Below are 19,131 nucleotides of genomic sequence, written 5' to 3' on the forward strand. Positions count from 1 at the left end.
CGGATCAGCGCTCGCGTCAGGCCTGAACGGCGGCGTTCCAGTCACCGAACGGGTCCTGCGAGTGACCGACGAGCTCCGCGATCGACTTCAGCACGCGCGTCGGCCGGTACGGGAACATCTCGGCGGACTCGGCGCTGAAGACACCGGACAGCACGAGGATGGTCGACAGGCCCGCCTCGAGGCCCGACCGCACGTCGGTGTCCATCCGGTCGCCGATCATCAGCGCCTGCTCGGAGTGCGAGCCCAGGGTGCGCAGGGCCGAGCGCATCATCAGCGGGTTGGGCTTGCCGACGTAGTACGGCTCACGTCCGGTGGCGCGCTCGATCAGGGCCGCGACGGCACCGGTCGCGGGCAGCGAGCCCTCGCGCGACGGGCCGGTGGCGTCCGGGTTGGTCGCGATGAACTTCGCGCCCTCCTCGACCAGCCGGATGGCCTTGGTGATCGCGGTGAAGCTGTAGGTGCGGGTCTCGCCGAGCACCACGTAGTCCGGGTCGCGGTCGGTCAGCACGTAGCCGATCTCGTGCAGCGCGGTGGTGAGGCCGGCCTCGCCGATCACGAACGCCGAGCCGTTCGGGCGCTGCGAGTCGAGGAACTTGGCCGTGGCCAGCGCGGAGGTCCAGATGGACTTCTCCGGGATGTCGAGGCCGGTGCGCTGCAGGCGTGCCCGCAGGTCCCGTGGCGTGTAGATGGAGTTGTTCGTGAGCACGAGGAACGGCGTCTCGGACGCACGCAGCTCCGCGACGAACTCGTCCGCTCCCGGGATCAGGTGCTCCTCGTGCACGAGGACGCCGTCCATGTCCATCAAGTAGTGCCACATGGTCTAAGTATCGATCACGCGCTTGCGAAACGTACCGATCTGGAGCTGGAGATAACGCTCGATCACTTCCAGCTCGGCGTCGTCGAAGTGCCCGAGCACCTCGACCAGGCTGTCGCGGGCCTTCTCGAACGGCGCGCCGAACTTGTCGACGTCCCCCACCGTGACCTCTACGAGGACCTTGCGGCGGTCGTGCGGGTCACGGACACGGCGGACGTATCCGGCACGTTCGAGGCGGTCGATCACGCCCGTGACGGCACCGGTGGAGAGGCCGGAGAGTTCGGCGATCCGGCCCGCGGTGAGCGGTCCGTCCGCCCGCATGGCGAGATCGAGGCACTTCTCGTCGGTCGCGGACAGGCCCATCTGCTCGGCGACCCGCGCGTGGAACATGACGGTGAGGGCGCTCTGCTCCCGCATGTACCAGGTGAACCTCTCCAGCACTTCTGGTTCCATGTGGAACATCTTAGCCAGTAAGAGAATTCCTCGTGAGGTGCTCCAAACGGGCGGAACGTGAGAAAGCTCGTTGTTGGATGCATCTACAACGACTTGTTCATTAAGCTGAACAGGGTGACAGCAGTGGAGTTGGGCATCCCCGTCCTGCGCGGCACCCCGGACACCTCCGCACGTCCGGACACGCCTCAGCTCGTCGACAGATTCGGCCGGGTCGCGAAGGACCTGCGGGTCTCGCTGACCGACCGCTGCAACCTGCGCTGCACCTACTGCATGCCCGCCGAGGGCCTCGACTGGCTGGAGAAGGACGAGCTCCTCACCGACGCCGAGCTGATCAGGCTCATGCGCATCGCCGTGGTCGACCTGGGCATCACCGACATCAGGTTCACCGGCGGCGAGCCGTTGCTGCGCCGCGGCCTCGAGCAGGTCATCGCCGCGACGGCCGAGCTCGAACCGCGTCCGCGCATGTCCATGACGTCCAACGGCATCGGCCTCGCCCGGCGCGCGCGGTCGTTGAAGGACGCCGGCCTGAACCGGATCAACATCTCGCTCGACACCCTCGACCCGGAGAAGTTCGCGACGCTGACCAGGCGCGACCGCATCACCGACGTGCTCGACGGCCTCGACGCCGCCCGCGAGGCCGGCCTGGAGCCGGTCAAGGTCAACTCCGTGCTGATGCGCGGCGTGAACGAGGAGGAAGCCGTCCCGCTGCTGCGGTTCTGCGTGGAGAACGGCTACCAGCTGCGGTTCATCGAACAGATGCCGCTGGACGCGCAGCACGGCTGGACGCGCACGAACATGGTCACGGCCGATGAGATCCTCACGATGCTCTCGTCCGCCTTCACGCTGACCCCGTCCGAGGTCCCCCGCGGCGGCGCCCCGGCCGAGCGCTGGCTGGTCGACGGCGGCCCCGCGGTCGTCGGCGTGATCGCGTCGGTGACCAGGCCGTTCTGCGCGGCCTGCGACCGCACGAGGCTCACCTCGGACGGCCAGATCCGCAACTGCCTGTTCAGCAGCGGCGAGACCGACCTGCGCGCGCTGCTGCGCGACGGCTCCCCCGACTCCGCGATCGCCGACGCCTGGCGCGCGAACATGTGGGTCAAGGCCGCCGGCCACGGCATCAACGACGAGGGCTTCACGCAGCCCGACCGCCCCATGAGCGCCATCGGAGGATGACAGTGAGCACCGCCGTGAACGTCCGCTACTTCGCGGGAGCGCGGGCCGCGGCCGGGGTGGCCGACGAGGACCTGCTGCTCGACGCGCCCGAACCGACCGTGGCGCTCGTGGTCTCGGCCATCGGCGAACGGCACGGCGGCAAGCTCGGCAAGGTGCTCGCCGCGTCGAGCTTCCTGCTGGACGGGATCGCGGTGCGGGACACGTCGACGCGGGTGCCCGCCGGCTCCCAGCTGGACGTGCTGCCGCCGTTCGCGGGCGGCTGAGCGGGCGCTTTCTCTCCTCAGCCGCCGTTCGCGGGCGGCTGGGGCAGCCCCAGCCGGGCCACCGTCGTCCCCACTCCCCTGCGGCCGGTCGCGAGCGCCAGCTCCACCGCCCGCAGCCGTTGGCGTTCGGCCTCCTCGTGGTCTCCCAACGCCTCCCTCGTCAACGCCAGTTCCCCCACCGCCTGCACCTGGCGAACGCGCAGCTGGCCCCGTTCGGCGCGTTCGTCGGCCTCGGTGGCGCACCTCAGTGACACGGCCAGGTCTCCCAGCGCCCGGTGGTCGGCCGCCAGACATGTGAGCGACTGGACCTCGCCCCGCGCGAAGGCCGACTTCCTGCTGATCGCCAGCGCGTGTTCGTGCTGGTCCGCCGCCTCCCGCGCCCGGCCCTGCCGCTCCAGCACCATGCCGAGCGTGATGCGGCCGTCGACCTCGACGATGTCGTCCGCGCACTCGACGCCCATCTCGATCGACCTGCGCGCCAGGGCCTCCGCCTCGTCGAGGTGGCCCTGTTCGAGGCGGAGGAACGCCTGGGTCTCCGTGCCCCTCGCGAAGAACACGGGCCCCAGTTCGGCCGTGGCCACCTCCGCCACCCTGTCCTGGTACTCGGCGACGAGGTCGTGCCGGCCGGTGAACAGGTGCGTTACGGCGAGCCCCCGCAGGCAGAAGGCGATGCCCGCGGTCAGGCCCAGCTCCGTCGAGACCCGCAGCGCCTCCTCGCCGTAGGACACGGCCAGGTCGAGCGGTCCGAGGTCCAGCAGCACGCAGCTGAGGTTGTACAGCGCGTTCGGGCTCGACTCGATGGCGAGCGACGCGCGCATCGCCTCCGCCGCCTCGGCCAGGTCGCCCAGTTCCCAGTGGATGATGCCGAGGTTGCCGAGGAACGACTTGAGCGCCCCGGGGTCGTCCCGCTGCCTGGTGAGCTCCACGGCACGCCGGTACTCGGGCAGGGCCTCGGCGAACTGGCTCGACCGCCAGTGCGCGAGGCCGAGCGAGGCGCTCATGGCCGCCTCCGCGCCGACGTCGCCGAGCGCGCGGGCGGCCGCCAGTCCGGCGCGGGCGGTCGTGAACCAGTCGATGACGTTGCCGGTGTGGTGCAGGAAGCACGAGCGCATGGCGTCGGTCAGCTGCCAGGCGATCGGCCTGGCGCCCGCCGTGAGCACGGCCGCGACGACGTTGGCCCGTTCCGCCTCGAACCACGCGAGGGCGCTCGCCATGTCGCTCAGGTCGTGCGCGGGGAGGTCCCGCGGCAGCGCGGGCACCGGCAGGCGGTGCAGCTCCGGGTTCAGCGTGCGGGCGGCAGCGTCGGCGTTGAGGAGGTAGTACTCGCCGAGCCGGGACGTCACGGGCGCGCCGAGGCCCAGGGCGTACTCGCGAAGCAGGTCGTGGAGGCTGTGGCGGGTGCCGGCGCGGTGCACGAGGTTCGCGGCGACGAGCTGGCCGAGCGGTCCGCTCGCGTCCTCGCCGAGCAGCGCCGAGGCGGCTTCGACGCCGAAGTCCGGTCCGGGGACCTGGCCGAGCAGCCCGAACAGCTCCTGCGCGCGCTCGGGCAGTGCCCGGTGGGAGAGCTCGAACGTCGCCCGCACCGCCGCGTCGCCCTCGATCTCCAGCGCGTCGAGCCGGCCGTCACCCCGCAGGTCGGCGAGGTAGTCGGGCAGGTGGCGGTCGGCGAGGTGCGCGCCCGCGATCCGCAACGCGAGCGGCAGGTGGGCACAGAGCCTGATCAGTTCGGCGCGTTCGTGCGACGAACCGTCGACGCCCAGCCGGTCGAGCAGCTCCCCGGCCTCGCCGCCGCTGAGGACGTCGAGCCCGACCTCCCCCGCCCGCAGCGCGTTGCGGCTGGTCACGATGGCCGTGCAGCCCTCGACGTCCGGCACGAGCGGACTCAGTTCGGTGGCGTTGTCGAGGAGCACCAGCACACGGCGGCCGCGCAAGGTCTCGCGGTAGAGCGCGACCTGGTCGTCGAGTGCGAGCGGGACGTTCTCCGGGGCCACGCCGAGCGCGCGCAGGAACCGGCCGAGGGCCTGCTCGGGCGTGACCGGCGGTGCCGCCGCGAACCCCCGCAGGTTGACGTGCAGCTGCCCGTCGGGGAACCGGTCGCGGATCCGGTGGGCCAGGCGCACGGCGAGCGCGGTCTTGCCGACGCCGGGAGGGCCGGTGATCGCGAGCACGCGGGCGTCCGACCCGGCGAGCGCGGCCAGCTCCCGCTCCCGTCCGACGAAGTCCGGCAGGTCGGCGGGCAACTGGGCCGGGCCGGGCCTGCGCACGACGAGCCGGTAGCCGGAGGCGTCGGTGACGATCTCGTCGCCGACCGACTGCCGCAGCCGCCGCACGAGGTTGCGCAACGCGGGCAAGGGTCTCACCGGAGGCTCGTCGCCCCAGACCTCGCGGACGAGGTCACCGAACAACACGGGCTCGCCGGCCTTCGCGAGCAACGCGCGGTGCAGAGCGGCCTGCCGTGACTCCCTGCTCATCCGAACATCATCAACCAGTCACCGGCGAGGCGTCGCTCGACCGTGACCGAGGCGTCCCCGATGGCCCAACACACGTGAGCCACGCCTCACTTTCCGTGATAGATCTCGGCCGATCTCAGAATGGAAACGGACCGATAACGTAGCTTTTGAGCAGCGCTTTTGTAGCCCCAGCACAACTTTCCAAACTGTTACTGTGATGCGCATCACAGCTCGAAACATTTGGATTCGGCCTCGGCGGTTACGTACGGTCGCTCCTCGGCTGGCCCGAACCAGCCGCGAGCTAGACCGGAGCACCCAGCACCGAACCCAGTCCGACGGGTACTCCGGAACAACCCCGAGCGAGAGAAACCGCCGGACTGGGACGCAGGAGCGCACCGGGCCCCGAACCCGAGTTCCTGGCAGCAGGTGTGGTGGACCGAGAGGCACATGGCTTTCAACCGTGGCAAGCAGGGCAAGCAGAGTTCCGCCGCTCGCACTATCGCCAAGGTCGCGGTCGCCGGCATCATCGCCGGCGCCCCTCTGGGCCTCGCCGTTGGCACCGCCAACGCGGCCCCCGTGAACTGGGACGCGCTCGCGCAGTGCGAGGCAAGTGGCAACTGGGGCGCCAACACCGGCAACGGGTACTACGGCGGCCTGCAGTTCACCCAGCAGACCTGGAACGCCTACGGCGGCCAGGGCAACCCGGCCAACGCCTCCCGCGAACAGCAGATCGCTGTCGCCGAGCGCGTCGCCGCCGGCCAGGGCCTGAACAACGCCTGGCCCGCCTGCAGCCGCAAGCTGGGCGCCACCTCGGGCACCGCGGGCACCGCCCCGAAGCCCCAGGCCGCTCCGCAGCAGCGCAAGGCCCAGCCGCAGCAGCGCCAGGCCGCCGCGCCGGTGCAGCAGGCACCCGCCGCCCCGGCGTCGAAGTCGAACCCGGACGGCAACTACGAGATCAAGCCGGGCGACACCCTGTCGAAGATCGCCGACGCCAACAAGGTCGAAGGCGGCTACCAGGCCATCGTGGAGAAGAACAAGAACTTCCTCACGAACCCGGACCTGATCTTCCCGGGCCACAAGATCCTGATCTGAGCCCCGCGGGCTCGGGCCGGACAGGCCGCATGATCGCCAGCCCTGTCGAGTCGGGCTGACACAGGACCAGGGATCTCACCGTTACCCCCCGACGGTGAGGTCCCTGCCTGCGTTTGCGGGTGCGGTGGCCGCCGAGGTGGGTGGGTGGGGCTTGGGCGAGCGGGCTGGGCACGCAAGCACGCGCACACCAGGCGGGGCGCGCGAGTCGCGCACCACAGACGCACTGGCGCAGGCGAGCAGGCCCTCATCCCGGCCCAACGGACACCAGAACCCTCAGGGGCAGTTGACCCACTCGTCGTCGCCCCCGACGAACACCTGCCGCTTCCACACCGGCAACCGGGCCTTGACCTCGTCGACGAGGTCGGAGCAGAGGGAGAACGCTTCCCCGCGGTGCTCGGCCGCCACCGCGCAGGCCAGCGCCACGTCCCCGATCTTCAACGGCCCCACCCGGTGCGACACGGCGATCCCGTGCACCCCGGGGTACTTCGACGCCAACGACTCGACCACCTCGGCGACCACGTCCGAAGCGGACGGGTGCGAGTGGTACTCGAGCTCCACCACCGAGCGCCCGCCGTCGTGATCGCGCACCACCCCGGAGAAGGTCACCACGGCCCCGGCCCGGTCGGACTCGACCAGCGAGGCGTGCTCCTCCACCGACAACGGCTCCGAAGTCACGACGGCCCGCAGCACGACGCTCATCGGTGGTCACCTCCACGCAGTTGGTCGAGCGCATGGTCCACAACGGAGGCCAGCACGTCCAGGCCGTCCTTCACGCCGCCGGTCGAGCCGGGCAGGTTCACGATCAGCGTCCGTCCCGCCACGCCGGCCACGCCGCGCGACAGAACGGAACCGGGCACCCGCGGCCACCCCGACATTCTGATGACGTCGGCGAGGCCGGGCACCTCGTAGTCGACGACGGCGCGCGTGGCCTCGGGGGTGCCGTCGGTCGGGTTGATGCCGGTGCCACCGGTGGTCAGCACCAGGTCGGCGCCGGACTCCACGGCGGAGACCAGTGCCGCGCGGACCGGCTCGCCGTCCGGCACCACCACCGGCGACGACACGGAGAAGCCGCGCTCCGACAGCCACGAGACGATGACCGGTCCGCTGCGGTCCTCGTAGACGCCGGCGGCGGCGCGGTTCGACGCGGTGATCACGACTGCCCTATACGCGGTCACGGGCGTTCCCACAGGCCGGACTTGCCGCCTTCCTTGCGCTCCACCCGCACCGCGTCCAGGGAGGCGGCCGGGTCGACCGACTTCACCATGTCGTGCAGGGTCAGGCCGGCCACGGAGACCGCGGTCAGGGCCTCCATCTCCACGCCCGTGCGGTCGGTGGTGCGGACGGTGGCGGTGATCAGCACGGCGGAGTCCGCCAGGGCCAGGTCCACCTTCACCGACGACAGCGCGATCGGGTGGCACAGCGGGACTAGTTCCCAGGTGCGCTTCGCGGCCATGATGCCCGCGATCCTGGCCGTGGCCAGGGCGTCGCCCTTGGGCAGGCCGTCGGCGCCCAGCAACTCGACCACCTCGGCGGTCGTGTGCAGGATCCCGGTGGCCACGGCGGTCCGGGTGGTCTGCTCCTTGCCGGAGACGTCGACCATCCGGGCAGCACCGTGGGAGTCCAGGTGGGTGAACTGCTTGGTCATACGGCGATCGTATGCCTGAGTTCACCCTCCAACCTTCAGGAAGTGGCGGCCTTGCGCACCGCTTCGGCCACCGCGGGGGCGACAGTGTTGTCGAAGACCGACGGCACGATGAACGACGCGTTCAGCCTGTCGCCGTCCACCACGTCGGCGATGGCCTGCGCGGCGGCCAGCAGCATCGCGTCGGTGATGGTCTTGGCGTGGGCGTCCAGCAGGCCGCGGAAGACGCCGGGGAACGCCAGCACGTTGTTGATCTGGTTCGGGAAGTCCGAACGGCCCGTGGCGACGACGGCGGCGTGCTGCTGCGCCTCCATCGGGTCGATCTCCGGGTCCGGGTTGGCCAGCGCGAACACGATGGCGTCCTTCGCCATGGTCGCGACCTGGTCCGCGCCGAACAGGTTCGGGGCCGAGACGCCGATGAAGACGTCGGAGCCGACCAGGGCGTCGTGCAGGCGGCCGGACTGGTTGTCCTTGTTGGTCGAGGCCGCGATCGACTTCAGGTTCGAGTCGAGGCCCGGGCGGTCGCGGTGCACGATGCCGTCGACGTCCACGGCGATGATGTCGCCCGGCTCCTGCGCCTGCAGCAGGCGGATGATCGCGGAACCCGCGGCGCCGACACCGCACACGGTGATGCGGCAGTCCTTGATGTCCTTGTTCACGACGCGCAGGGCGTTGCGCAGGGCCGCAACGACGACGATCGCCGTGCCGTGCTGGTCGTCGTGGAAGACGGGGATGTCGAGCTTCTCACGCAGGCGGGCCTCGATCTCGAAGCAGCGCGGCGCGGAGATGTCCTCGAGGTTGATGCCGCCGTACACGGGAGCGATGAGCTCGACCGCGCGGATGATCTCCTCGGTGTCCTGGGTGTCCAGGCAGACCGGCCAGGCGTCGACGCCGGCGAACTTCTTGAACAGCGCGGCCTTGCCCTCCATCACGGGCAGGGCGGCGGCGGGGCCGAGGTTGCCGAGGCCCAGGACCGCGGAGCCGTCCGTCACCACGGCGACGGTGTTGCGCTTGATGGTCAGTCGGCGCGCGTCGTCCGGGTTCTTGGCGATGGCCTCGCACACGCGGGCGACACCCGGCGTGTACGCGCGGGAGAGGTCGTCGCGGTTGCGCAGCGGCACCTTCGACGAAATCTCGATCTTGCCGCCGAGGTGCACGAGGAACGTGCGGTCCGACACCTTGCGGACGACGATGCCGGGCAACGTCTCCAGCGTGTCGGTGATGTCCTTGGCGTGGTTCGCGGAGAGCGCGTTGCACGTGAGGTCGATGACGACGCGGTCGTTGTGCGACTCCACGACGTCGAACGCCGTGATCACGCCACCGGCGCGGCCGACGGCCGAGGTGAGGTCACCCGCGGCGCTCGCTGACGGCGGCGCCTCCAGACGAACGGTGATCGAGTAACCAGGGCCGGGGACCGGCATCGTCTTTCCTCCCACGAAGTGCAGCTCAAGCGGGAAGTGAGCCTATCCCCGGGCCCTTTGCGGTACTCACGCGACTCGACAGTCTTAAGACCGCCCTGACAGTCGCGTCAGGACTTGTTGATCTCCGTCACGGGGTGCGTGTACGGGAGGGTGTCCACCGGCAGCGGGAACGTCACCGTGCCGAACGGCGAGAGCGCTCCCTGCACGTCACTGGTCAGTTCGGTCACGGGGTGACCGCCGTCGGGACCCTCCGGCCAGTGCGGGTCGACCCGTCCAGGGCGTCCTTTCGCCACGATCTCCTCCTCGGTGGTGCCTGCTGACGGGCACAAGTGTGACAGACCCGTTTTCACCTGGGCGACGATGAGATCCCGGCGGCCCATATACCGTGGTGAGAATGTCCGGCACCACTCTCGCCGACTGGCTGCGCTCCCGGGACGACGCCGCTCTCGTCGCGCTGCTGCGCGCGCGTCCCGACCTGGCAACGCCCCCACCTGCCGATATGTCCGTGCTCGCGACACGGGTCGGCACCAGGGCGTCGATCGCGCGCGCCTGCGAGGACCTCGACACGTTCACGCTGGCGGTGCTCGAGGCGCTGGTGGTCGAGGGCGCGGACGTCGAGCCCGTGGCGTTGCCCACACTCGGCCGGCTGCTCGGACCGGACGTGAAGCCGAAGCCGCTCAAGCAGGCGGTCGCGAGGCTCAGGTCGTTCGCCTTGGCCTGGGGTGACGACGACGCGCTGTCCGTGCCGCCGGTCACCAGGGAGGCGTTCGGCGCCTACCCCGGCGGGCTGGGCCGCAGGACCGGGCAGACCTACGACCTCGGCGGCATCAGCGAGGGCGAGCAGCGGGTCCTGCAGAAGCTCGCCGCGGGGCCACCGATCGGCGACACCAAGGACGCGTCCAGGGTCGTGCCCCTAGACAAGGCCGAGACGCCGGTCCAACGCCTGCTCGCCCGCGGTCTGCTGCTGCGGCGCGATCCCGGCACCGTCGAACTGCCGCGCGAGATCGGCCTCGAACTGCGCGGGGAACGCCCGCTGGGCCCGATCCAGGTCACCGAGCCGAAGCCGAAGACCACCGCACTGCAGCAGGACGGCGTCGACGCCACCGGCGGAGGCGAGGCGCTGGAACTGGTCCGGCACGTCGAGAACCTGATCACGAGCTGGTCCGCCGAACCGCCGCCGGTGCTGCGGACGGGCGGCCTGGGCGTCCGCGACCTGCGCAAGGCTGCCAAGGACCTGGGCGTCGACGAGCAGCGCGCGGCCCTGCTGATCGAGCTCGTCGTGGGCGCCGACCTGGTCGCGAACACCGAGGCGACCGAGCCGGAGTGGGTGCCGACGACCAAGGCCGACGTCTGGCTCGCCGCGACCACCGAGGTCCGCTGGTCCACGCTCGCGCACGCCTGGCTGGAACTGCCGCGGCTGCCCGCGCTGGTCGGCCGCCGCGACGAGAAGGACAAGCTCTTCAACCCCCTCGCCGACGAGATCCGCCGCGCCCAGGCGCCGCGCGACCGCCGGTGGGTGCTCGAGACGCTGACCGCGTTCCCCAAGGGCACCGCGATCGCGAACCCCGCCGACCTGGCCGCGTTGCTCGGCTGGCGGGCCCCGCGCCGGGGCGGGCGCCAGCGCGACGAGCTGGTGCGCTGGACCGTCGAGGAGGGCACCGCGGTGGGCGTGCTGGCCCTCGGCGCGATCACCAGCGCCGGCCGCGTGCTGCTCGACGAAGGGCCCGGCCACGCCGCGAAGACGCTGGGCGACGCCCTGCCCGAACCGCTCGACCACGTGCTGGTGCAGGCCGACCTGACCGTCGTCGCCCCCGGTCGCCTCGAACCGGAGCTCGCGGACGAGATGGCGCTGGTCGCGGACGTCGAGTCGGCCGGCAGCGCCACGGTCTACCGGATCAGCGAGACCACCGTGCGGCGCGCGCTCGACGCCGGGCGCACCGCCGACGAACTGCAGGAGCTCTTCAAGGTCCGCTCGCGCACGCCCGTCCCGCAGTCGCTGACGTACCTGATCGACGACGCCGCGCGCCGCCACGGCAGGTTGCGCGGCGGAGCGGCCGGGTCGTTCCTGCGCTGCGACGACCCGGTGCTGATCAGCGAGGTCCTCGCGCACCCGGAGGCCATGCGGCTCGAACTGCGCCGGATCGCCCCGACCGTGGTCGTCAGCCCGTTGCCGCTGGCCGACGTGCTGGACGGGCTGCGCTCGGCCGGGTTCGCCCCGGCGGCCGAGGGTCCGGACGGCCAGGTGCTGGACCTGCGGCCGGGTGGTCGCCGAACCACGCCGAGACAGCGGAGCGCCCGCAAACCGGCGTCACCGACCGTGCCCACCGTCGAGCGGCTGGGTGAACTCGTCCGGCTGGTCCGGGCCGGTGATCGCGCCGCAGCGACACCACGGGGTGAACGCGTGGCCGTCCCCGGCAACCTGGGCGCCGGTCCGTCGGCCACCCTGTCGTTGCTCCAGCAGGCCGCACGGGCGCGCCGCAGGGTGCTCGTCGGGTTCGTCGACTCCCACGGCACGGCGGCACAGCGCGTGATCGAACCGCACGTCGTCGGGGGTGGCGTGCTCGAAGGCTACGACCACAGCTACGGAGAGGTGCTCAGGTTCCCTCTTCACCGCGTCACGTCCGCCGCATTGGTGGACGAGGACTGACACGCCGTCATCCCCCGAAAGGGACCGCTGATCACCCTTACGTGGTCGTGGCGCGACCTAGCGTCGGTTGACGTGGACGTTCCCGAGAGACGTCCGCATCGACCGAGGAGGATTTCCACGATGGTCAGCCCCAGGGCGGCGCTCAGCACCGCCGCAACCTTCACAGCCCTGGCTTTCGCCCTGCTGTTCTCGTCCGGCACGGCGTCGGCCGACACGGATCAGCAGAAGGTCGACGACATCGGCATCGGGCTCGGCGTCGGCATCAGCACCGGACACCACTGGCACGACTGGGACGAGTGGGACGACGACGACTGGGACGACTGGGACCACGGCTGGCACCACCACCACGGCGGCCTGCTCGGCATCGGCATCGGGCTCGGCCTGGTCATCGGGTAGCCACGACCAGCGGCGAAGGGATCACCGCTTGACCGCAGACCCGAGCTGAATCAGACCGCAACGACGAGGCGAGCGCCGTTCCCGAAGGTGGCGCTCGCCTCGTCGCGGTCGTGTGCGGTGGTGACTCCGGCGGAAGGAGTTCAGCCCGCGCGGACGGACATCCACTGGCGCATCGCGTGCTCCACCAGCGTGATGAGCGTCTGCTTCGTCGACTGCCTGTTGCGCGCGTCGCACGTCACGATCGGCACCGACTCGTCGATCGTCAGCGCTTCGCGCACGTCCTCCAGCCTGTGGTGCAGGAGGCCGTCGAAGCAGTTGACGCCGACGACGTACGGCAGCTGCCGGTCGTCGAAGAAGTCGATCGAGGCGAACGCGTCGGCCAGGCGGCGGGTGTCGACCAGCACGATGGCGCCGATGGCACCACGGACCAGGTCGTCCCACATGAACCAGAACCGGTGCTGACCCGGTGTACCGAAGAGGTACAGGATCAGGTCGCTGTCGAGCGACACGCGGCCGAAGTCCATCGCGACGGTCGTCGTGACCTTGTTGGGCGTGGCGGAGAGGTCGTCCACCCCCGCGCTGGCCTCGGTCATCACCGCCTCGGTGGTCAACGGGACGATCTCGGACACCGAGCCGACGAACGTCGTCTTGCCCACACCGAAGCCACCCGCCACCACGATCTTGGCGGAGGTCGTCGGCTTCCGTGCGCCCTCGGCGCCCTGGGGACTAGAGCCTGCGAAGCCCACTGAGCACCCTCTCCAGGAATTCCATGGAAGGCCGGTCCCCCACGACCAGACCGCCCTGGTGAATCAAAACCAAACCCATGCTTGCCATGTCGCCGATCAACACCCGCACGACGCCAAGTGGCAAGCGTAGGAGTGCCGCGACCTCGGCCACCGACCGCGTGTCGACACACAGCCCGCAGATCGACCTGTGCTCGGGAAGCACTGCCGCATCCCGTTCGAGGCCCTTTTCGCTGGTGGAGATCAGCGCCTCGATAGCAAGGTCGTAGTCGGGTCGTGTGCGTCCACCGGTGCGCGTGTACGGCCGCACCAGTGAACCCGAGTCCGCGGAAGCATTCTCCTCCGGGCGCACTTGAGGCTGCGCACCGGTGCTGTACGCCGGTTGCCCGCCGGTGCTGTACACCGGGTGGGAGCCCGTCGTGTACGGCAGTTGTTCCGGCACGGCGTCCGGCATCTCGTGCTGGCCGAACAGGTCCGCACCGGGTCCACCGAACAACCCGGTGCCGTACCCGTCTATGTCGAACCGGTTCGGCACGTCGTCGTACGGGTACGACGACGAGTCGTCCACCTCACGCTGAGACATATCGCCTAGCCCTTGCCCTGTAACCCGCTCATCGAGGGGTGCGTCCTCAGCTTCCTCTGATTCTTGGGGTATCGCGTCAGGCTCGTCGAACTGAAACCCGCCAGAAGCCCACTCCTGGTAGTTGAAGTTCCTACCGAAGCCCCGGCCTCTAGCGCCAGATCTACCAGCCATTTGTTCTCACCCCTGAACTTCAGATGAGGTCTAGCGACGGACCACGCCCTGAAGCTGCGCGCGCAGCTCAGGGGTGAGTTGTTGACCGACTCTCTCCACCAACAGCGTCATCTCGTAGGCCACGAGGCCGATGTCGCAGTTGGGTGCCGCCAGGACGGCAAGGCAAGAACCGTCACTGATCGACATGAGGAACAGGTAGCCCCGCTCCATCTCGACGACCGTCTGGTTGACCCCGCCTGCCTCGAAGCAGCGGGCAGCACCCTGGGTGAGGCTGACCAGTCCGGACGCGACCGCGGAAAGCTGCTCTGCGCGGTCCCGGGGCAAGCCCTGGGAACCCGCGAGCAACAGCCCGTCCGCGGACACCACAACGGAATGTGCCACGCCGGGCACCCTCCGCACGAAGTCGGTGATAAGCCAACCAAAGCTGCCTGGCTGCGCTGCGGTCGTCACTCCTGCTCCTCGTTCTGCCGGCTCGACTGGTCACCAGCGTATGCCTCGATCAATGCGTGCCGGCCTCGCTTGACACCACTTTGCAGGCTCGACATCCGTCCGCGCACCGCGTCGGCGGTGCGGGGCGGCAGCGGCGGGCGCTGCGCTGTCGTGGACAGGGGCGACTGCTTGGGTGCAGCAGATCCTGGCACGAGCTGAGCCTTCGGTGTCCGTTTCGGCAATCCTGCCGTGGTCTTCGTCTCCGGCGTCTTGTTCAACAACGCCTGAGCCGCGTGCCATCCCTCATCGGCAGGCGATTGCCAAGCCGATTCGGAGACGGGTGCCGCCGCTGGAGTCTCCTCCACAACGGGCTCGGGTTCCACAACTCGCTCCTGCTCGGCGGGTGCGGGTACTTCCTCGACCGCCTTCTGGATCTTCGAGCGCGGCGTGCGCACCGGAAGGCCAGCGGCCGACGTGGTGGTGGGTGCCACCGCCGGAACGGGCTTGCGGGTTCGGGTCGGCAGCTCCGGCTCCGGCCCGTCCGAGAGCGGAGGGGTCGTCGGCGGTTCGTCGATGTACTCGACCGAGCCCTTGTCGGTCCCGCCGAGCCTCGACTCGACGTGACCGTTGGTGGCGGCCGGTGCGTCGTCCTCAGCGGCCGCAGGGACCGGCTGAGCGGCCGATGCGGACGTCTCGCTGCCCACGGCCTGGAACCACTGCGACAGGACGGCCTCGTAGATCGGGAGGCGTTCGGTCGGAGCGTCCAGGTCGTGTTCGATCTTCTTGCGCGAGGACTCGGAGGTGCCGTTGCGGTGGCCCATCCCGATGTCCAGCCGGCCCTCGTCGACCGAGGCGCGCGAGACGCCGTTGGACGAGGCGGGCTCGTCCTCGATCGGGGGGATCGGCACGAACTGGGTGGTCTCGTAGCCGGGCTCGAACGAGATCTCGCCGGCTTCCTCGTTGCGGTCCTCGTACGCGGTGAAGAGCGTGGGCTCGCCGAACGAACCCTCCGGCTCCACGGCCGCGAGCTGGTCGCGGCGCCACCGCTCGGACGGTGTCACGTCCTCGATCGGCGGGTCGCTGTAGACCGGGATCGCCGTCGCGCCCGCACCGGTGTCGGTGATTCCGCTCGGCACGAAGCTGACCGGGATGCTCGGGCTCGACTCGTCGACCCGCGGCTGGACACCGGTCGCGCCGCCGAAGGCGCCCGCGATGCCGCTGGCCCTCGTCGCGGTGCTGCCGATCTCCGTCGTGTGCTCCGCCGGCGACATCGGCACGGGCGGCATCGAGGGCGAGGACGCGGTCGGCGACATGCCGAACGCGGACGCCAGCGAGCCCGAGCCGGACGGCGGGGTCGACGACGGTGCCTGACCGGGGATCGCGATGAGCGTCTCCGGCACGATCACCAGTGCCGTCGTGCCGCCCTCGATGTCCTCGTTGCCGCGCAGGCGGACCTTGATGTCGTGGCGCTTGGCGAGCCGCGCGACCACGTACAGGCCCATCCGGCGGGAGACGGCGACGTCGACGTCCGGCGGGTCCGCCAGGCGCTCGTTGGCGTCGATGATCTCCTGGTCGCCCATGCCCACGCCGCGGTCCTGGATCTCGATCGCCAGCTCGCCCTTGCGGGTCTTCGCCGTGCGAACGGTGACCTTGGTGACCGGGTCGGAGAACGCCGTGGCGTTGTCCAGCAGCTCGGCGATGAGGTGCACGAGGTCGTTGACCGCGCGGCCCTGGACCGTGAGGTCCGGGGTCTGGCCGACCTGCACGCGGGCGTACTGCTCGACCTCGGAGACCGCGGCGCCGAGGACCTCGGCGGCCGGGACCGGCCGGGTCAGGCGACGCGAGAGGTCCGTGCCCGAGAGGACCAGGAGGTTCTCCGAGTTGCGGCGCATGCGGGTCGCGAGGTGGTCGAGCTCGAACAGCGAGGCCAGCTGGTCCGGGTCCTGCTCGTCCTGCTCCAGCCGGTCGATCAGGTTCAGCTGGCGCTCGACCAGGGCCTGCGACCTGCGGGACAGGTTGACGAACATCGCGTTGACGTTGTCACGCAGGAGGGCCTGCTGGGCGGCCAGTCGCACCGCTTCACCGTGCACCGCGTCGAACGCGCGCGCCACCTGGCCGACCTCTTCCCGCGTGTGCACGGGCACCGGCTCGACGGCGTTCTTCGCCGCGTTCTCCGGGTCCGGGTCCGCGAGGATCCGCTCGACCGCGTCGGGGAGACCGTGGTCGGCGACGTCGAGGGCGGTGCGGCGCAGCGTGCGCAGCGGGTTGAGGATCGAGCGGGCGACGAACAGCGCCATCAGCAACGCGAGCGCGAGGATCGCGAGCACGATGCCGGACTCGACGTACGCCCTGGTGCGGGTGTCGCCGGCGAGGTCGTCGGTCTTCGTCTGCAGCTGCTCGACCAGCAGGTTCTCGACGTCACGGGTCAGGTTGACCGTCAGCGTGGCGGCGATGTCCCACTTCTCGGGCGTGACCTGCGTGAAGTCCTTCGCGCCCGCCTGCTGGTTGATCGCCGATTCCTGCATGTCGTTCGCGTTGTCGACGATGAGGCCGGTGACGGTGTCGTCGTAGATCTTGGCCTGCTCCGGCGTCGCGGCCTTGCGGAAGTCGTTCCGCGCGGCTTCGAGCTCGGCGTCCGCGGCCTGCAGGGACCGCAGCTGGGACGGGGTGAACGCCTTGCGCTGGAAGACGTCGAGGAGGATCGCCCGCTTGAGCGACTCCTGCTCCTTGATGCGCGCGATGGCGTTCGTGGTCAGGTGCAGTCGCACCAGTTCCGGGTCGTTGATCTCGGAGATCGTCTGCTCACCGAGGTTGATGAGCGTCTCGACGGACTCCGAGTAGGTGCGCTGGACGGCCTCGGCGGGGTACTGCGTGTCGCGCACCGAGTTGCGGAGGCTGTTCAGGCGTTCGAGCTGGTTGAACGCGACCTGGAACCGCTCGACGGCAGCCGGGTTCAGGTCGGAGCTGAGCTCGGAGATCTTGTTGCGGAAAGCCTCGCTGGTGTCGTTCACCCGGCGCAGCTGGCGCTCCAGGACGACCCTGTCGACCTTCTTGTTCGAGGCCACGTAGCTGACCGACAGGTCGCGTTCGCGCTGCAGCTGCTGCACCAGGTCCGCGACAGCGGTCTCGAGGCGGATCTGGTTCGCGAGGTTGTTGAACTCCGTCGCGGCCTGGAGGTCGGTGCGCACGCGCAGACCACCCAGGGCGAGCGCACAGACCGTCGGGATGAGCAGAACGGCGAGCAGCTTCGTGCGCAACCGCCAGTTGCGCAGGCGCCATCCCGCGGATCGGGCAGATCCTGAACCGGGTCCGGCACCGTTGTCGTGCTTCACCGGGTCCGGTGTCACGTCCATCGGTCCGTTACCCAGCGCAGCCAGTCCGTCACCCGATTCGGGCCTTTCGGAGCGTGTGGTGTCACCCACGCCAAACTGGCTGGGACCTCTCTCACGTCGGGCCACTCTGGGCTTCCTCTTCCAGCAGCAGTGTCCCGGTCTCTCCCCAGGACCGAGCATGGACTCGTCAAACGGGCCGAATTGCAGCACAGAGGTTGTTCGCCCGGTGAGGCGCCCTACCCCGTCTGAAGACACGTGGGCCTACTACGACCTGTGCCACCCGAGCGGGAAGGGTAATGGTCACCCCCTCAGTTGGGGAAGTCTCCAGAAGCACTCACCGTATCGAGATGGGGTGTCGTTTCATACGTTCAGGTGGTTAACATCCCCGGTTGTCGGCACACCCCACGTCCGTCCGAACGCGCAGTTCGGACTGCGGACGCCCTGGTCTGTGGTGACACTCACTGATCAATTCGAAGCTACCCAGGCCTACCGGCGAGAGGTGCCATGGCTACCCGAGCCAAAGCTCTGCGGCTTGTCGCAGTGCTCATCACGTGTGTTCTGACCGCGAGCTGCGGCCTGTTCGGAGGCTCGTCGGACGGCGGCGCGGCGGACATGGAACGCAACGTCATCCGCATCGGCGTGCTGCCGGTCGTCGACGTGGCGCCGCTGCGGATCGCCCTCAACGAGAAGCTGTTCGAGAAGAACGGCCTGCAGGTCACCCTGGTGCCCCAGCCCAGCGAGGACGAGGCCATCAAGCAGCTCGACTCGACGCTGGACCTCACGTGGGCGACCCACGTGAACTTCTTCCGCGCGGTCGCGAGCGGCACCGAGCTGCAGCTGCAGGGTGAGGCCTACCAGGCGGGTCCGAACTCGATGGCGCTGGTCGCCGCGGCCGGCTCGGACTACGACGACCCGGGCAAGAAGTCGGCGCCCACCATCGCCGTACCCAGCAAGGACGACGTCGGCGCGCTGACCACGCGTGCCGTGCTGGACACCGCCGCGGTCGAGAAGCAGAAGATCAACTTCAAGACCATGCCGTACTCCGAGATGGAGGGCGCGCTGACGTCCGGCACGGTGGACGCGGCCTTCATGATCGAGCCCTTCATCACGAAGGCGCAGCGCAAGATCGGCGCGAAGATCGTCACCGACACCGCGCGCGGCCCGACACTGGACTTCCCCATGTCCGGGTACGCGTCGTCGAAGAAGTTCGCCGAGGCCAACCCGAAGACGCTGAAGGTGTTCCGGGACGTGCTGCGCGAGGCCCAGCAGCGCGCCCAGGCCAACAAGCTGAGCGTGCAGGACTCGCTGACCAGCTACGCCGACATCGACCAGCCGACCGCCGCGCTCGTGTCCGTGGGCACGTTCCCGCTGTCGCTGAACCCGATCCGGCTCCAGCGCGTCGCCGACATGATGGACACCGAGGACGTGCTGTCCGGGCGTCTGGACGTGCAGCAGCTGCTGCCGCCGGGAACGACGAATTAGTTGCTTTTACGCATAGGAAATGGCGGGCTGCAAGTTGCAG

At 69.8% G+C, this 19,131-nt stretch carries 18 protein-coding genes; 6 read left to right on the forward strand and 12 right to left on the reverse strand.

Translation table 11 applies throughout. The features are described 5' to 3' along the window. Window positions 1-16: 16 nt before the first annotated feature. Both ND450_RS29615 and ND450_RS29620 read right to left on the reverse strand, forming a co-directional pair. Window positions 17-817: an HAD-IIA family hydrolase gene (locus ND450_RS29615; protein ID WP_245785845.1), complete on the reverse strand. Its 801-nt coding sequence runs from the start codon at window positions 815-817 to the stop codon at window positions 17-19. Between the two features lie 3 nt (window positions 818-820). Beyond that, a complete protein-coding gene (locus ND450_RS29620) occupies window positions 821-1,267 on the reverse strand; it encodes a MarR family winged helix-turn-helix transcriptional regulator (RefSeq protein WP_089910341.1) in 447 nt (148 codons plus the stop codon). A gap of 114 nt (window positions 1,268-1,381) precedes the next feature. Between ND450_RS29620 and moaA the strand changes: the two genes are divergently transcribed. Together moaA and ND450_RS29630 are read left to right on the forward strand one after the other, a co-directional pair. Continuing rightward, window positions 1,382-2,440: a GTP 3',8-cyclase MoaA gene (gene moaA, locus ND450_RS29625; RefSeq protein WP_371927435.1), complete on the forward strand. Its 1,059-nt coding sequence runs from the start codon at window positions 1,382-1,384 to the stop codon at window positions 2,438-2,440. Continuing rightward, window positions 2,437-2,703, forward strand: coding sequence for a MoaD/ThiS family protein (locus ND450_RS29630; protein WP_253321781.1), 267 nt, complete (start codon window positions 2,437-2,439; stop codon window positions 2,701-2,703). The genes moaA and ND450_RS29630 overlap by 4 nt, the downstream gene beginning before the upstream one ends. A 17-nt stretch (window positions 2,704-2,720) precedes the next feature. On the opposite strand, the gene ND450_RS29635 is transcribed toward ND450_RS29630, so the two are convergent. After that, window positions 2,721-5,174: a tetratricopeptide repeat protein gene (locus ND450_RS29635; protein ID WP_253321782.1), complete on the reverse strand. Its 2,454-nt coding sequence runs from the start codon at window positions 5,172-5,174 to the stop codon at window positions 2,721-2,723. Window positions 5,175-5,600: 426 nt separating this feature from the next. On the opposite strand from ND450_RS29635, the gene ND450_RS29640 reads away from it, so the two are divergent. Next, complete coding sequence (locus tag ND450_RS29640) at window positions 5,601-6,245, forward strand: transglycosylase family protein (protein ID WP_253321783.1); 645 nt, start codon at window positions 5,601-5,603, stop codon at window positions 6,243-6,245. A gap of 273 nt (window positions 6,246-6,518) precedes the next feature. Here the strand turns inward: ND450_RS29640 and ND450_RS29645 are convergent, their stop codons facing one another. From ND450_RS29645 to ND450_RS29665, 5 genes are all read right to left on the reverse strand, one after another. Next, on the reverse strand, window positions 6,519-6,944 hold the full coding sequence (locus ND450_RS29645) for a molybdenum cofactor biosynthesis protein MoaE (protein ID WP_253321784.1): 426 nt from the start codon (window positions 6,942-6,944) through the stop codon (window positions 6,519-6,521). Beyond that, window positions 6,941-7,399: a molybdenum cofactor biosynthesis protein B gene (locus ND450_RS29650; RefSeq protein ID WP_253321785.1), complete on the reverse strand. Its 459-nt coding sequence runs from the start codon at window positions 7,397-7,399 to the stop codon at window positions 6,941-6,943. The genes ND450_RS29645 and ND450_RS29650 overlap by 4 nt, the downstream gene beginning before the upstream one ends. A gap of 17 nt (window positions 7,400-7,416) precedes the next feature. Further along, complete coding sequence (gene moaC / locus ND450_RS29655; protein ID WP_253321786.1) at window positions 7,417-7,890, reverse strand: cyclic pyranopterin monophosphate synthase MoaC; 474 nt, start codon at window positions 7,888-7,890, stop codon at window positions 7,417-7,419. A gap of 35 nt (window positions 7,891-7,925) precedes the next feature. After that, window positions 7,926-9,308, reverse strand: coding sequence for an NAD-dependent malic enzyme (locus tag ND450_RS29660; protein ID WP_253328028.1), 1,383 nt, complete (start codon window positions 9,306-9,308; stop codon window positions 7,926-7,928). A gap of 107 nt (window positions 9,309-9,415) precedes the next feature. Then, the gene (locus ND450_RS29665) at window positions 9,416-9,601 is read right to left on the reverse strand and encodes a hypothetical protein (protein ID WP_089910334.1); all 186 of its coding nucleotides are present in this window, start codon (window positions 9,599-9,601) and stop codon (window positions 9,416-9,418) included. Window positions 9,602-9,702: 101 nt separating this feature from the next. On the opposite strand from ND450_RS29665, the gene ND450_RS29670 reads away from it, so the two are divergent. Beyond that, entirely contained in the window at window positions 9,703-11,955 is a 2,253-nt protein-coding gene (locus ND450_RS29670) for a helicase-associated domain-containing protein (RefSeq protein ID WP_253321787.1), read from the forward strand. Between the two features lie 120 nt (window positions 11,956-12,075). Next, a complete protein-coding gene (locus tag ND450_RS29675; RefSeq protein ID WP_089908750.1) occupies window positions 12,076-12,351 on the forward strand; it encodes a hypothetical protein in 276 nt (91 codons plus the stop codon). 140 nt (window positions 12,352-12,491) lie between these two features. Here the strand turns inward: ND450_RS29675 and ND450_RS29680 are convergent, their stop codons facing one another. The 4 genes from ND450_RS29680 to ND450_RS29695 all read right to left on the reverse strand — a co-directional run bounded on the left by ND450_RS29680 (window position 12,492) and on the right by ND450_RS29695 (window position 17,630). After that, window positions 12,492-13,097 (reverse strand): ATP/GTP-binding protein, encoded by a 606-nt coding sequence (locus ND450_RS29680; RefSeq protein WP_030470877.1) that lies wholly within the window; start codon window positions 13,095-13,097, stop codon window positions 12,492-12,494. Then, window positions 13,078-13,662, reverse strand: a complete 585-nt coding sequence (locus ND450_RS29685) for a DUF742 domain-containing protein (protein WP_245785844.1) — start codon at window positions 13,660-13,662, stop codon at window positions 13,078-13,080. The genes ND450_RS29680 and ND450_RS29685 overlap by 20 nt, the downstream gene beginning before the upstream one ends. A 216-nt stretch (window positions 13,663-13,878) precedes the next feature. Then, window positions 13,879-14,298 carry a roadblock/LC7 domain-containing protein gene (locus ND450_RS29690; RefSeq protein WP_030470879.1) on the reverse strand — a complete coding sequence of 140 codons (420 nt, stop codon included), beginning with the start codon at window positions 14,296-14,298 and terminating at the stop codon, window positions 13,879-13,881. Beyond that, window positions 14,295-17,630 (reverse strand): nitrate- and nitrite sensing domain-containing protein, encoded by a 3,336-nt coding sequence (locus ND450_RS29695; RefSeq protein ID WP_253321788.1) that lies wholly within the window; start codon window positions 17,628-17,630, stop codon window positions 14,295-14,297. Before ND450_RS29695 ends, ND450_RS29690 begins: the two co-directional genes overlap by 4 nt. A gap of 483 nt (window positions 17,631-18,113) precedes the next feature. Here ND450_RS29695 and ND450_RS29700 point away from each other — a divergent pair, with 483 nt between their 5' ends. Beyond that, on the forward strand, window positions 18,114-19,091 hold the full coding sequence (locus tag ND450_RS29700; protein ID WP_253321789.1) for an ABC transporter substrate-binding protein: 978 nt from the start codon (window positions 18,114-18,116) through the stop codon (window positions 19,089-19,091). Window positions 19,092-19,131 lie beyond the last annotated feature (40 nt).

Source organism: Lentzea sp. HUAS12, from assembly GCF_024125735.1.
In the GTDB taxonomy this organism is placed as follows: domain Bacteria; phylum Actinomycetota; class Actinomycetes; order Mycobacteriales; family Pseudonocardiaceae; genus Lentzea; species Lentzea albida.